The 15,401-nt window shown below is 50.8% G+C and carries 6 protein-coding genes; 2 read left to right on the forward strand and 4 right to left on the reverse strand.

Annotation, left to right across the window (positions count from 1 at the left end; all coding sequences use genetic code 11):
• Positions 1-770: 770 nt before the first annotated feature.
• The 4 genes from L6H65_RS17390 to L6H65_RS17405 all read right to left on the reverse strand — a co-directional run bounded on the left by L6H65_RS17390 (position 771) and on the right by L6H65_RS17405 (position 12,070).
• Complete coding sequence (locus L6H65_RS17390; protein ID WP_290370446.1) at positions 771-8,873, reverse strand: alpha-amylase; 8,103 nt, start codon at positions 8,871-8,873, stop codon at positions 771-773.
• A gap of 230 nt (positions 8,874-9,103) precedes the next feature.
• Positions 9,104-9,826 (reverse strand): response regulator transcription factor, encoded by a 723-nt coding sequence (locus L6H65_RS17395; protein ID WP_236343907.1) that lies wholly within the window; start codon positions 9,824-9,826, stop codon positions 9,104-9,106.
• Positions 9,827-10,069: 243 nt separating this feature from the next.
• On the reverse strand, positions 10,070-10,657 hold the full coding sequence (locus L6H65_RS17400) for a response regulator (RefSeq protein WP_236343908.1): 588 nt from the start codon (positions 10,655-10,657) through the stop codon (positions 10,070-10,072).
• A gap of 9 nt (positions 10,658-10,666) precedes the next feature.
• Entirely contained in the window at positions 10,667-12,070 is a 1,404-nt protein-coding gene (locus L6H65_RS17405; protein WP_236343910.1) for a sensor histidine kinase, read from the reverse strand.
• Positions 12,071-12,475: 405 nt separating this feature from the next.
• On the opposite strand from L6H65_RS17405, the gene L6H65_RS17410 reads away from it, so the two are divergent.
• Positions 12,476-13,828, forward strand: a complete 1,353-nt coding sequence (locus L6H65_RS17410; protein WP_236343912.1) for an extracellular solute-binding protein — start codon at positions 12,476-12,478, stop codon at positions 13,826-13,828.
• Positions 13,829-14,505: 677 nt separating this feature from the next.
• Positions 14,506-15,396 carry a carbohydrate ABC transporter permease gene (locus L6H65_RS17415; RefSeq protein ID WP_236343914.1) on the forward strand — a complete coding sequence of 297 codons (891 nt, stop codon included), beginning with the start codon at positions 14,506-14,508 and terminating at the stop codon, positions 15,394-15,396.
• Positions 15,397-15,401 lie beyond the last annotated feature (5 nt).

The following is a 15,401-nucleotide window of genomic DNA, read 5'->3' on the forward strand; positions in this document are numbered from 1 at the left end:
CGCTAGGGGTGAAAAGAGGCGGCGTTACAGTGAAGCATTTAAGGAGCAGACAGTAGGGGACATTCAGAAGCAAACGAAACCAATACCTCAAATCGAAACCAATACCTCAAATTAGTGAAGAGTTAAACATCCCGGCAGGTGTGCGCATATTAATCGAAGTATCGTGAGTTTGGCAATGAGCCGCTTGTTGAATCAAAATTAACACAACAGAGTCAAACACAAATCTGCCGCTGTAAGGCTCAAAACCCGTCTTACAGCGCGGAAAAACGAAGCCAGATGCGCCGTAAGCGTGAAAAAGCATCTTACAGATGCAACGGGGCGTAGAAACTGCAAAGTCTGCCGTTTGAGAAGCGGAAATTCCGTCTTACAGCGCGGAAAAACGAAGCCAGGTGCGCCGTAAGCGTGAAAAAGCGTCTTGCAGATGCAGCGGGGCGTAGAAACTGCAAAGTCTGCCGTTTGAGACGGCATAGTCTACCTGCCGCTGCCGAAAATTCCTTTGCATGAGAGGTGATTTTCGGGTTGTTGGGACGGCGGCAAGTTTGGAGCAGTGCATCCTGTGGGGAAGTGCCCCGCAGACTTGCTGCACAGGCTGATTGCTGCGGGAGCAGCTTCAACTGACATACGTCGTCATGTCGGGGGTTGTGCGCAAGCTCTGTACGAAAGAATCCTCCAGTTCCACTTCGCAGTGGTTCTGGAGGATTCTTTGTTTGTACATGGTCTTACTCATTCGGTGCTGCCCTTCAGGGGCAGCACCTTTGTTCCCTTATTGCTTATTTGCCGATGCGAGCGAAGGCTGTTGTCAACAAGTCAACATCGCCCCACTCTTTAGGTGAGTTGGACTCGCTTACGCCCGGTGTATCGGTTGTAGCAGGATCATTCGGAATCGTATCTACCGGCGAGAACTCGCCTTGGTGAAGCTTCACTCCAATACCTGAACCTTCAATGTTCGGATTGCCGATTGCGCTCAGTGGAATCTTCGCCTCGTAGAACGTGTCACGATTCACATCATGACCGAGTGCCTTGAAGTCCACCAGTTTGCTGGCATCCGCTGCATCGTCTACATCCTTCACTCCCCAGAGCTTCGTATAGCCTGCACCTTTGGCAAACTTCACCGTAATGCCTGCAGCAGTGCCTGTTTTGTAATTCACTCCAGCATCGTCAACGGGGAATACGCCGTTGACTGCTTTGGAGATGTAACCGGAATGGAACATGTTCGATGCGATGTTGAACTGGTAATCAGGCAGATTCGCACCGCCCCAGATTGGCTGGAGACCGTTCTTCTTCCACATGTCCAGTGGTGCGCCTGCGCCAGCAATCGTATCGATGGCGATCGTTTGCGGCATATCCATGGAACGGATTGGCGTACCGCCTGCAGAACCGGCATTCGCCGGGTCCACAATGTCCGTTACATCTACATACTGCCAAGCAAGGTACAGGTATTCATTGTCCCATGCTGCCCACAGATGGGACAGATCCATTGGTGATTCGTGCAGCGTCCAGTTGCTGCCGAGTGTACGCGGATCGTCGCCAGCCATATCGATGGCGATCAGCATATCGTCGGTCCATTGACCACCGTTCACGCCATCGATTGTAATGGGCGTCGCTACACGCTTGCCGAACGATGGGTTGGTGGAATACGGCTTGTCGCCACCTGGGATAATGATCGTTCCCTTCAACGTCACAACGGCAACAGCTGCGCTTGCTGCGGAGAAGTTATTCGCCGCATCGAATGCTTTCACGCTGTAGTCGTACGATGTTTCTTCCGTCAAGCCGGTATCTGTGAAGCTCGTCGTTGCGGACGTGCCGACTTTAACGCCATTGCGCAGGATGTCATAGCCTGTTACGCCCACATTGTCTGTGGAAGCTGTCCACGACAGGCTTACCGTTGTATCGGTTTTGCCCGTGGATGCAAGACCTGCAGGCACACTTGGCGCTTGCGTGTCGACACCATTATTCGTGACCACCGTTACTTCGTTGCTGGCACCTGAAAGGTTGCCAGCAGCGTCGTAAGCTTTAACGGTGTACTTATATGAAGTTGCTGCTGTAAGTCCTGTATCTGTGAAGCTCGTTGTTGCGGACGTGCCGACTTTGGTTCCATTGCGATAAATTTCATACCCATCTACGCCTACATTATCGGTTGAGGCTGTCCAAGACAGGGCAACCGTCTTGTCGGTTTTGCCGGTCGATGCAAGGCTCGCCGGTGCTGTAGGCGCTTGAGTATCATCGTCCCCTTGAACCGAGAATTTCATATCATCGACAATCAAGACTCCTGCGCCACTCGCCCCAGTGCTGCGAATGATCGCATATACTCTTGCTCTCGTTGCTGCTGCTGGAGTTTGGCCACTCAAGTTCAGCGCAACATAACCATTCGTTACTGTACTTTGATCAACCTTCGCATATCCGACAATTGTGTTGCTTGCATTGTAGAAGTCAACGTACAGCTGAACGCGTGCATTGGTCAGGCTGAGAACATTGAACTGGCCGCTTGCGGTATACGGCTTGTTGCCTTCAACCGGAACGTACTGGGACAGCTTCGATGTACTTCCGCTTGCCATGCCGGAGCCCGTCAGCTTCTGTGCCTTGCTTCCAGAAGCAACTGGCGTGGTTACCACGTCGAAGGTGGACGTAACGCCTGCAGTTACAGATTTAGCCCAGCTGTTCGCTATGCCTGTCGTTCCCGTGTAGGTTTCAAAGCCTGGATTGACAAGCAGGTTGCTGCTTGCAACGTTCTGTGTCGTTGCGCTGAATGCTGCGCTTGGATCGGACACATTGCCCGCTGCATCCTTCGCTTTTACTGTAAAGCTGTACGCCGTGTTTGGCGTCAAGCCCGTCACGTTGTAGCTGGTAGCTGTTCCAGCTGCGCTGCCAGCCAGTACGCTGCCATTGTAGATGTCGTAGCCCGTTACACCTACGTTATCCGTCGAAGCGGTCCAGGACAGGGCAACGGAGGTCGTTGCCGCTGTACCCGTTACGTTCGTTGGCGCGGATGGCTTGAGCGTATCCACATCGCTTGGTACTGCAATCGTAACTTCATTGCTGTAGCCGGAGAAGTTATTCGCTGCATCTTTCGCGCGAACCTGGTATTTGTACGTCGTACCAGCCGCTACTGTGCTATCGATGTAGGTGGTTGCATTCACCGTAAATGTCTCCGTGCTTGTGCCTGCCTTACGTGTAATTTCATAGCCGGTTACGCCAATGTTGTCCGTCGAAGCGCTCCAAGACAGTGTAACGGTCTTCGGAGTGCCTGTGCTGAGGTTGCCAGCCAGATTAGCGGGGGTGGAAGGAGCAATTGTATCGACTCCTGTCGGTTTCTCCCCAGGCTTCACTTGACCTGCCCCCCCATTGGTGCTAGGAATGTACGTGCTGTCGCCTACTGGGAAGAAGTAGTTCTTCTGGCCATTGCTATCCCATACGTTGCTGCCGTTGTTGAAGCAAGCTTCCAGACGGGTAGCCGTGCCGATGTCGATTGTCATTTTTTTGTAGCCAGGGTTGAGCGGATCATTCTCCATCTTCACGCCTGGAACAGCTGTCCAAGTGCCACCCTCTGCGCGATAGTGGATATTGACATTCGTCCAGCCCTCTTTGTAATAGACCGTTACTTTGTTGCCTGGCTGTGGAGCATCCGGTTTACCCGGGATGACCACGCCATCCTTATACGTATTATCGCCTTTGTTGAAGAAGTAGTTCTTCTGGCCATTGCTGTCCCATTGTCCGCTGCCGTTGTTGAATGCAGCTTCAACGCGAGTAGCTGTGCTCGTTCCAAGATCGATCGTGTACTTGGCATAGCCCGGAATCTCGGACTCAACCATCTTCACGCCTGGTACAGCGGTCCACGTACCACCCTCTGGACGATAGTGGATATATGGTGTTGCAAAGCCTTTTTTGTAGTAAACCGTAACCGAGTTGCTTGTGTTTCCAGGATCAGTTGTTACGCTCACTGCATCGCTTGGATCGGATTCCCCTCCAACCTGACTGCGTGCGATAACCATGTATGTGTATGCGGTTGCACCTGTCAAGCCTGTATCCGTGAAGGATGTTGTCGTTGCCGTGCCAACCTTGCTGCCATTGCGATAGACATCGTAGCCTGCAATGCCGGAAGCATCTGTGGATGCGCCCCAAGTCAAGGATACGGTCTTGTCTGTCTTCGCCGATGAAGCCAGATTCGTCGGCTTCGTCGGCTTCGTCGTACCAGCCGGGTTCGTCGTTACGCTAATGACGTTGCTCGGATCGGAGCTGGCGCCCGATTGGCTCTTGGCGATCACTTTGTACGAATACGCCGTTGCTGCCGTCAGACCCATATCGGTATACGTCGTTGCCGCTGTCGTTCCAACCTTCGCATTGTTGCGGTACACATCGTATCCCGCAATACCCGTGCTCACGGATGCTGTCCAAGTCAGCGTTACCGTTTTATCTGTTTTAGCCGATGAAGCCAGATTCGTTGGTGGTTCCAGCTTGCGTGGATCTGTATCATACCAAGTTGTTCCGTCATACCAGCCTGTTGCTATTCTTGCGAAGCCAGGCTGACCTTGGCCAGGAAGCTGTTTGCCCGTGTTGTCTTTGAAAATCATCGTTGCTTTCTCAGCGGTGTCGAAGCTGTACACATACCAGCCGTCGCCAGCGTCTGTCATAGCAGGAGCTGTCGCCCATGTAGGCTCATTCGTTTGCTTAGGCGCTGTTTCATAGAAGTACAGCGCCGGTGCTCCCCAGCCTGCTGGCTTCTTGAAGTAAATATCGAGCTTGGCGTTCGGATCGCCCTTCGTAAAGGTGTACGACCCTGTGCCTTCGCCGTTCTCATTGACCGCATACATCTTCAACGTTTTCGTCTCATCGATAGCCATGCCTGCGCCAATCGTGATCGTTGTGCCGTTCGTGAATGCAATGCCGTTCACTGGATCGCTGCCATCCAGCGTGTATTTGCCGCTATCCGCATTTTTCACCGAAAGGGTAACGGTTGTTGTTTCTGTCTTGAACTTGCCGCCTGCCGGAGATGCCGTCAGAACCGGGAATTTCTTGTTCGCGCCCACATTCTCGATCAGAATAACGCCATTCGCGCCAGCCGTAAATTTCGCTTTGCCGCCGCTGACTACGACTTCATTCTTCGTGTAAGCATCGCGTACTGTCGTGCCGTCTGGGAAAATGTTGCCCACGTTCACATCGACAGAGCCCGAAGCGCCTACGGCCACAACAACCTTATCCAGAATATCGCCTTGCTCATACGTACGGGAGAACGTATAAGGAGTGTCTGCGATTTTGGCGTGTTGACCTGCGCCAATCGCGATGTGATTGTTTCTGAATTGGCCAATCTTCTGCCAGTGGCTCTGAACCGCTGTATTCACGCTGCCCCAGTTCATGTCTGAACGTGAACCCATATCCGGGTCAGAACCGTTCTCGCCCTCTGGTCTAGCCGTTTCATCACCGTAGAACGTTTGCACCGCGCCAGGGAGAAGCAGCATCGCTGTTCCTGCTTGGATCAGATTACTACGCGGGTATAGTCTCTTATCATGTGAAGAGATGTAGCTCAGCATGTTGTAGTTCGCTGCGCTGCCGTTAAACTCGGTGGCATAACCCGAGAACAGCGATTCCAGGTTATTGTAATCTTTTCCTTGAAACTCGAAGTTGATTAGAGAATCAAACCCATTATCGAAATAATTGCCGTCTCTGCCGAGACCTTTACCGAATACTTCACCCGTCATCCAGAAGTTGTCGTCCCAATCTGCTCCTGGCTTCGTAGGGTTGTTCTGTCTCCATTTCGCAAGTGCGCTGTTACTTGCCTGTTTCAGTGCAGCCCAGTTCGTAGCTTCGACATGCTTCGCAGTATCCGCACGGAATCCGTCGATACCGAATTCTTCAACCCATGAGGACAGCCATTTGATCATGTAGTCTTTAGGCGCTACATTCATGTCTTTACGGTATTGCTTGGCAGCTGGAACGATCCAGTTGTCAAAGCCGCTTGTTTCTTTGCCGAATTTCGTTTTCAGAATTGGCGGCAATGCTGTAGGAGTCGTCGACTCGGTCTTGATGTCAGGCAAGAACCCGACGCAATTAGGGAGGTCGCCGCCGCTGCACTGATCATAGCCAGCGATGCCGTTCGGGCGAATCCAGTCTTTGCCCCACCAGGTTGCCCAAGCGGTTGCATTTTGCGTATTCATAATGTTGTTGTGCGAGTGCCAGTTCTGGCCGCCGCTCAGATTAGGCGTCCAGTTGCCGGCAAGTCCGCCGCGGTCGCCGTAGTTGTATTCCGCCATGTCGACGAGCGTCGGATACGCCACATGGTTCATAACAACGTCAAGGACAACGCGGATGCCTTTGGTATGTGCGAGATCAACGAACTCGCGCATTTCATCGATGGTTCCGATGCTCTTGTCCATCGCAGTGAAATCAAGCGCATAGTAGCCATGGTAGCCGTAGTGGGCGAAGTCGCCTTCTTTACCGCCTACCCAGCCGTGCATTTGCTCCCATGGAGCTGTAATCCAGATGGCATTGGTTCCAAGGTCGGTGAAGTAGCCTTCCTGGAGCTTCTGTGTCAATCCTTTAATATCGCCGCCATGGAAGGTAGCGATACTCTTGCCGCCTGCATCGACCTTCGGTCTGCCATAGGCGCCGTCATTGCTCGTATTGCCGTTTAAGAAACGGTCGGTCATAACGAAATACACGTTTGCATTATCCCAGCTGAAGGGGATTCCTGCTTGCTGCTGTCCGCCGTTGCCGATCTTGACCGTCGCCGGAGCGCTTGGGCCTGACTTCTGGCCGATTGTATCGACAGCTCTGACCGTATAGGTATAGGTATTGTTATTCGCTATAGTCGTATCCGAGTAGGAGGTTCCTGTCGGCTGGCCTTTGAGAGCGCCGTCGCGGTACACCTCATATTTCACAACGCCTTTGTCATCTGTAGAAGCATTCCATGTCAGGTTGACAGTTGTTGTGCCCACAGCGGTTCCTTGTAGATTCGTTGGCGCTGTAGGAGGCTGATCCGTTCCGGTTCCCCCAACAGGCACGTTGACCGGCGTGCTTGCGCCCGATCTCTGTCCGATGGTGTCTACTGCTTTAATGGTGTAGGAGTAAGTCTGGTTGGCTGATATCGAGTTGTCTGTGTAGGAGGTGGTAGTTGACTCGCCTTTAAGTGTGCCGTCACGGTAAATCTCGTATTTCACGACACCTTTGTCATCTGAGGATGCATTCCAAGTGAGGTTAACAGCAGTTGTTCCAGATGCGGTTCCTTGTACATTCGTCGGCGCAGTCGGCGGCTGATCGACAGGCGTCTGGACATCAGGAACCCAGATCGATACTGAGCCGTCCTTAACCTTGAATGTGCCGCTGCCATTGGAGCCGATCGTTACTTTATCCGTGAAGTTGCCCGTTATATCCTTCCATTGCTCGCCGGCATGGCTTGTGCCGACATTCATCGTCTTGGAGCCGCCCGTACGATCAGTCATTACCGTCGCTAAGCCGGAGCCTGGCTTGGATGCCACGCCTTCACGCGTCCAGCCGATCAGATCATCGCTATCCAGATAGTCGTTCTGCTTGCCGTAAGCGTGGTCCTTGCGCGCTTTAAGAATCGGATCAAGCTTGTTCTTGAGTGAAGCTTGTTTTCTTCCATGCTCGCCGGTGGTACCGTAGTAATCGCCGTAGAATACAGCAGGGTAGCCTTGCTCGCGAGTCAGAATATAGGAATAAGCAAGCGGCTTGAACCAGTCAAGCACTGGGTCGCCATGCGGGTGCTCGCGGTCGATCTGTGTATCATGATTCTCAACGAAAGTCATCGCATGTACGGGATCGCTTCCCACCATTGTACCGCTGGACAGGTTGCGCATGCTGAAGTTTCCGCTGGCACTCGAAGCCGATGCGAAATTGTTGCGAAGCGGGAAGTCGAACATCGACATATTGCTGCCTACTGCCTGCATGTAAGTTCCCATTTTATCCAAACCGCTGAGATATTCGCCGACCATGAATAAGTTTTTGCCTGTCTTCGTACGTGTTTCGTTAACGAAGTCCTTCATGAAGCTGAATTTGATGTGCTTGATTGCATCCAGCCGGAAGCCGTCAAGATCAAGCTCATTGACGTACCAAACGCCCCATTTCTTAATTTCCGCGACAACATCAGGGTGATCATAATCGATATCAAGACCCATCAGATAGTCGTAGTTTCCTCTCTCACCATCTACTGGATTATCCCAGCCCTTCGGTCCTTCGGAGAAACGGAAAATTCGTTCATAATAATCTACTCCGTCAAAATGGCTCTTGTTCCACTTGAACGTGGAGTAGGCGTTGTTGCGGCCGGGATAATTAAAGATCGTATGGGCCGCACGCGTGAACTCGCCGGAAATGGCTTGATTGCGGTTATACTTGTCAACCTCGATTACCTTAACATCCTCACTTGCTTCGCCGCCCATGAAGTGGTTGACGACGACATCGGCATAGACTTGAATGTTATTGCTGTGCAGCTTGGTAATCGCTTGCTTCAGCTCGCCTTTCGTACCGTATTTGGTCCGTACTGCACCCTTCTGGTTGAATTCACCCAGATCATACAAATCATAGACACCGTATCCGACATCGTTAATACCGGAATTTCCTTTGTAAGCTGGCGGAATCCACACACTGGTAATTCCAAGCTCCTTCAGGTGATCGGCATCATTGCCCATATTCGTCCAGTGATTGCCTGTTGTAGGTTGCGTCCACTCGAAATACTGCATCATTGTGCCGTTAATGGGGACCTCAGCTGGAGGCTCACCGGCAGGTGTTGCTGTCGGCGCGGCGGCAGACGCTTCACCGGAAGCTGCTTCTGCTCTATTATCAGGGGCGCCAATTGCAACGCCCCATAGCATTGAGCAGACAATCATCAGGCTTAAAATAATTCTGGTACTCCTCTTCAACATGTAACTTGTTCCTCCTAAAGTTTACGTATTCTGAAACTAAGGCGGGGCTCTTTCGCCCGGTCATGTTGTCAAGATATCGCTGTACCGGTACATCCTCCTTTCAATGTGCAAACGTTTTCACAGCTACGCCTATTTTAACAAGCGATTTTAAAGTAGAGTTAAAGATAGAAGCGGAAAAAATGAAAAAATTCACATTTTTGTAGAATGCGAAAGCTATTATTCATAAATTTCTAAGAATGTGACTCTATTGCAGTGAGAGAGACGGCGCCATTAAATTTATAGCCAGCGCCTCTTACGGTATGAATATATCGCGGATTGTGGGGCTGCTCCTCAATCTTTTGCCGCAGATTGTAGATGTGAACCATAACGGTACGGACATCCCCTAGCTTGCTGTCTCGCCAAATAAGGTCATAAAGGGTTTCAGTATGAAAAACACGGTTAGGGTTTTTGGCGAGGAGGACCAGCAATTGGAACTCTTTAGTGGACAGAATGGCTTCTTTGCCGTAAGAAAGAACGGTATGTGTCGAGAGATCCACTTCAAGTCCGGGATATTGCAGCAGGTGACGCTGATTGACGGGAAAAGCCCGTTTGTTTCTGCGAATCTGTGCCTTGATTCGCGCGAGAAGCACATCCAGGTTCAGCGGCTTGGAGATATAATCGTCTCCCCCCAGGTTGAAAGCAGATATTTTAACATAATCATCGGCATACGTGCTTACGAAGAGTATCGGAATATCGCTGACTTTACGTATTTCTGTGCATAGCTCCAGGCCTTCCAAACGCGGCGTCAGCAGATCAAGAATAATAAGATCGGGAACGTGAGAATGGAACAATCCGATTGTGTCTTGACCGCTGTACGAGCAGCCAATAACTTCGAACCCATGTTTGGACAAGTATTGAACCAGAAGCTTGCAGTGGTCATCATCATCATCGACAATGATGATTTTGTCTCGCATACAACATCTCCTCCTATCTAAATATGCAAGCGCTTACTCCCCTCACTCTATCATTTACAGAATGTGTCTGTTTGTCAATTAGGTATCGTGAGTGCAGGGAGGAATTAGTTCTTAAGTTGGAGGGATTGTTGCGAAACGATTTCAATTAATAGAAATAAATGTAAATAGAAGAATAAATATAGGAGAAATCAGCGGACGCCAAGGCTTTCTCGCTCGTTCAGCCGCGCAGGATTATAAAAGGCATTATAGCTTCAGCTTCCTCCTGATGGACTGCATATGCTTCTTGACAGTGTCGGCAGACTTGAACAGCATCTCGGCAATTTTACTCTTGCTGTAGCCTTTCTGCTGAAGGTAATAAATCTCCAGCTCGCTGGGAGTGAGAATCTGTACCCTCTTGGCTTCCTTCAACCTGGCGATCAGCGCTGGCGATGCATCGGAATGTATGGGGGCATTTCCTTCAACAGCCGACTGAATCGCTTTAATAATATCGTAAATGCTGGATTTGTTCATGTAATTGACGGCCCCGCATTCGAAGGAGCTTACAATGACATCATCGTCGACGATGGAGGTAAGAGCGATGATTTTGGGACCCAGCCTGCTGAGCTTCTCAATCAGCTCCATACCGTCCAGATTGGCACGGGTAAGATTAAGATCCAGCAATACAATGTCTGTGGATGGATGGCTCTCGATGAATGCGAGCGCCTCCTCCTTGCAGCCTGTAACGAAGACGACCTTGATATGCCGGCTTTCCTGTTCAATATATTTGGAGATGTTCGCCTGCCAGAAGGGATCATCCTCTACGAGCGCTACGGTTATTGTGCGTTTCAACATTTGGCCTCATCATCCTATTCCGACAGAATGCGAATTTGCGGTGGTCACAATTCGAGCCTTAGGAAGCTTGACGATGACAGATGTCCCCTTGTTAACCTCGCTGCGTACCAGCATATCGCCATCATGCGCTCTGACCACCATATAACAGAAGCTGAGTCCCAGACCGTGATTCTTAATGTTGTTCTTGGTGGAGAAGAAGGGCTCCATAATTCGGCTGAGCTCTTCCCTTGGAATCCCGCAGCCATTGTCGGTGATTTCAATTGTAACCCCGCCTTTTCTAGGAAACAATCGAACTTGAATCATGCCATGGGGAGCGGCAATAGCCTCCATCGCATTATTAAGAATGTTCTTAATCACCTCAGCGAGCAGAATGCCATCACACCGTACAGTGCATTCGGTAATTAGCTGTGACCGAATCTCAATGCCTCTGAAGCTGCAGAGGGGCCGCACGGCTTCAATAGCTTGCCGGATTAACGGGACAAGCGGGACCTCGGTCTCGACGGGAATCATTGCTTCTGTCCTGGAGCGAATGCGATCGACCATATTGTCGATGCTTTCGATTGCAGAGAAGACGGAGGAGATGGAGGCTTTGGTCTCCTCCAGGTCCTCTTTTTCGAGGGATGCTTTGGCCAGATTGAAGGAAAATTTGATTTTTTCAATTTCATTCTTGATCGTATGGTTTAGAATGGCCGTGCCGCTGCTCATAATCTGGATTGACTTGTCCAGCACCTGCTGCTTCTCGACCTTGATTCGGATGCCGAATACCCCTGAGAGGAAGATGTAACCGATAAATAGAAGATAGGCAATGCCGAAGAAAAGCGGTGTGAGACGGAAAAGCTCGGAATTTGGATCGATTGCCCGGGCAATATAATTGAAGATGAGGACTCCCAGCCAGACAGGAACCAGAACAAGCAGTATGTTTTGCCGTGCCTTCCTCCGATATCTGTTGTTCTCGCAGTACCAGGCGCGAAGCATCATCCAGCTTGCAGCCAGAATATAAGGAGCGGCCCATGGGAGCAGTACCCGGAAGTTAATGGTGATATCGGGGTAGAAATCGGTGAAGACAATCATCGCAATCATCGGTATTGCCAGAATGAAGGGAAGCCGCCTCCTGATCGGACTTCTCCCGATATCCGAATACACAATCGCATACATGAGAATGGCATACGGCGAAACGACTTGCGCCAGGAACTGACTATAAATATGTGCCTCGAACAGCAGCATGGACAAGCGCGGTCCTGCCCCGATCAATTCAAGCTCGGGTATGATATCGCTGATCAGCGATTCGGACAGGCCGCCTAAGGATGCGGACAGACAGAACACGATCATCCATCGATTGGCCTGATTTCCTTTGGGCTGGCTAACATAAAGGATAATCGCAAACAGCAGGTTGCAGAAAAAAATAAAAAACATCCGTTATATGCCTCCCATCGGGTGGAGAAGATCATTTCAGGTTTATCGATTGATAATAGGCGGGCGTCGGCCTTGTTGCAGCAGATTGAATACCATCAAACAGTTACTATACCATTTAATAACATTTATGAGTGTCGAATCAAGGCGAATAATTGTGAGCCCTTCTATTCATTTTCATTGGGATATAAGATGCAGCCAGCAGGCATGGATAGGGTAATGTTGTGAGGCAGCGTTAATGGACGATAATCTAAAGAAAGCAAACATCATACCCTAAGTTCCTGCATTGAACGGCCATCTGCAGCGAGCCATAATAAACCTATAACAGAGCGTGAGCTTGCGAAGCAGCCTTCTGCACGATAGAAGCTGCTAAGGAAGCGGCGCAGTAAACTTTGAGGAGGAAACATAATGACGATAATGTTCAAAGGGTTAAAGTTGGCCATGGTCGGTGCGCTCGCTATCAGCTTGGCGGCATGCGGCGCGAACAACAACTCGGGGACTGGCGGAGATAACGGCAAAGCGGCGAATGGCGGCAGCAATGGCAAGAAGCAGGAGCAGGAGCAGGAGAATATTACGATCACCTTCCAGAATATATATCCCGATCCGACAGACCCCAAGCACGGTGCTGTGAAGAAGATTGTAGAGCAATATCAGGCCGAGCATAAGCATATCACCATCGAGCTGGATTCGCTCAACACGGATCAACAGAAGCTGAAGCTTAAGACGCAAGCGGCTTCCAAAGAAGTGCCCGACATTACGGTCGTTAACCCGTCTGCTCAGATGAAGCCTTTCGTGGAGGCGGGCTTGTTCGCCCCGTTGAATGATATGGTGGAGCAGAACGGACTGAAGGATACGTTCCAGGAGGGAATTCTGGACTGGTACTCTTTCGACAACAACCTGTACGCGCTGCCGGATGGCAACAACATCGGCGTCGTCTATTACAACAAGGAATTGTTCGAGCAGGCGGGTGTGAAGGTTCCTGCAACCTTTGAAGAAATGATCGAAGTTGTGAAAGCGCTTAAATCGAAAGGGATTACGCCAATTGCCATCGGAGAGAAGGATACATGGACCGGCTCCTTCCTGTTCATGAACGTGCTGCTCCGCACCAATGGCGGACCGGGCTTCCTGCAGGATGTCCAGGATGGCAAGAAGACGTTCGAGGATCAGGCATTCGTGGATGCAGTCGACAGCTTCCAGGATCTCGTGCAGGCAGGGGCATTCCAGGATGGCGCAACCTCCTTCGACTACAATGCAGGGGAGAACCTGTTCAAGACGGGCAAAAGCGCGATGTACTATATGGGCAGTTGGGCAACTGGCGGTATAGAAACCTCTTCGGTTAACGGCAAGGTAGGGGTGTTCAAATTCCCTACGGTCAAAGGCAAAGGCAACCCGAACGAATTCATGCTTGCACCGGGCAGCGGATTTGCGATTTCGGCCAACAGCAAGCATTTGCAAGAAACGAAGGATTTCCTGAATTACTTCATGCTGAACTTCCCGAAGGTCATGTTCGAGGCTAAAGGCGCTATCGGCATCGCTCAGAAAGTAGATGGAGACTTCAAAGCGCAAGGGTATTCCGATATGGCCATGGAAATCCTTGGTCTGTTCAAGGAAGTGCAGGGCGGCGACCTGTCGTTCGACAACACGATGAATCCGGCAACCTCGCAAGGGCATCTGACAAGCATCCAGGATCTGTTCGGACAGAAGCGAGATTCCAAAGAAATCGCGAAGGACCACCAAACCGTGTACAGCAGCAACAAATAAGCGCAGCAGTTCAAGCTCATTTGATACGGATGGGAAGGGGTTCGAATCGACCCCCTTCTCCAGATTTTCAAATTGCGCGGATGTAATAACCAGCGAATTTAGAAAGTATAAGACGCCTTTATTCATTTGCGGTGAATAGTATCCTGTACGCGGACAAAATCGGCTTACAGCACGGGGAAAGCGAGCGAACAATCCCGTAAGCGGACAAAATCCGCTTACAGCACGAAAAAGTGGATGCAAGCCGCGTCGGTGAGGTCTGAAAGCGGAAAAAACCCGCTTACAGCCTGCCGAAAGCGAGCGAACAGTCCTGTAAGCGGACAAAATCCGCTTACAGCACGAAAAAGTGGAAGCAAGCCGCGTCGGTGAGGTCTGAAAGCGTGAAAAACCCGCTTACAGCCTGCCTAAAGCGAGCGAACAGTGCTGTAAGCGGACAAAATCCGCTTACAGCACGAAAAAGTGGATGGAAGCCGCGTCGGTGAGGTTTGAAAGCGGAAAAAACCCGCTTACAGCCCGCCGAAAGCGAGCGAGCGATCCCGTAAGCGGACAAAATCGGCTTACAGCACGGGGAAAGTGGATGAAAGCCGCGTCGGTGAGGTCTGAAAGCGTGAAAAAACCCGCTTACAGCCTGCCGAAAGCGAGCGAGCATCAGGAAAATTGACATGGAGGAGGCGATGAAGGTGAATGTGTTGAGGGTCTCCAGATGGACGATAGCCGCTTTTGTGCTGCCGTGCTTGCTGCTCTACGTCTGCCTTGTGTTTGTGCCTATACTCGTTTCATTATATAGCGGTTTGCTGGATTGGAACGGGATTGGCGATTCGAGGTTTATTGGTTTGGGCAATTTCAAGCAGCTGCTGTTCGATGACCCTGTCTTCTGGCCGTCTGTGAAGCGAACGCTAGTGTTCGCGATATTCTCCATGGCGGAAATTCCAGTTGTGCTATTCGTCGCCATATTGCTGAGCAGATTCGTGAAAAAACCGAATTTTCTCGTATCGAGCTATTTTCTGCCCGTTATTCTATCTGTAGTGATTATCGGCCAGCTGTGGAAAACGATCTACAACCCGGCCTCCATGGGAGGCATGCTCAACCAGCTGCTGGAAGCGGTAGGCTTGGGCGATTGGACAAGATCATGGCTGACTGAGCCTGACGTTGCGATGTACTCCTTATATTTTGTAGCATTGTGGCAATACCTGGGCTACCATACACTGATTCAGTTTACAGGCATTCAGAATATCCCGTCTGACATTTATGAGGCAGCCAAAATCGATGGCGCGGAAGGCTTGAAGGCCGACTGGTACATCACACTCCCAATGAATATTCCGATTTTCAAAATATCGATCGTGCTTGCCTTTATCGGCTCTCTGCAGGCGTTCGACATGATCATGGTCATGACGGGCGGCGGCCCCGCCCATGCGACAGATGTCATCTCTACCCATATGTACAACATGTCGTTCCTGTCCATGAAGTACGGCTATGGCAGCGCGATTGCGGCATTCCTCGTCATGCTCTGTCTGGTCGCAACCGTGCTCGTGAATCTGGTCTTCAACCGGCTGGAGAGAAAATATACGTAAAGGAG

It is taken from the genome of Paenibacillus plantiphilus, from assembly GCF_927798095.1.
Lineage (GTDB): Bacteria > Bacillota > Bacilli > Paenibacillales > Paenibacillaceae > Paenibacillus_Z > Paenibacillus_Z plantiphilus.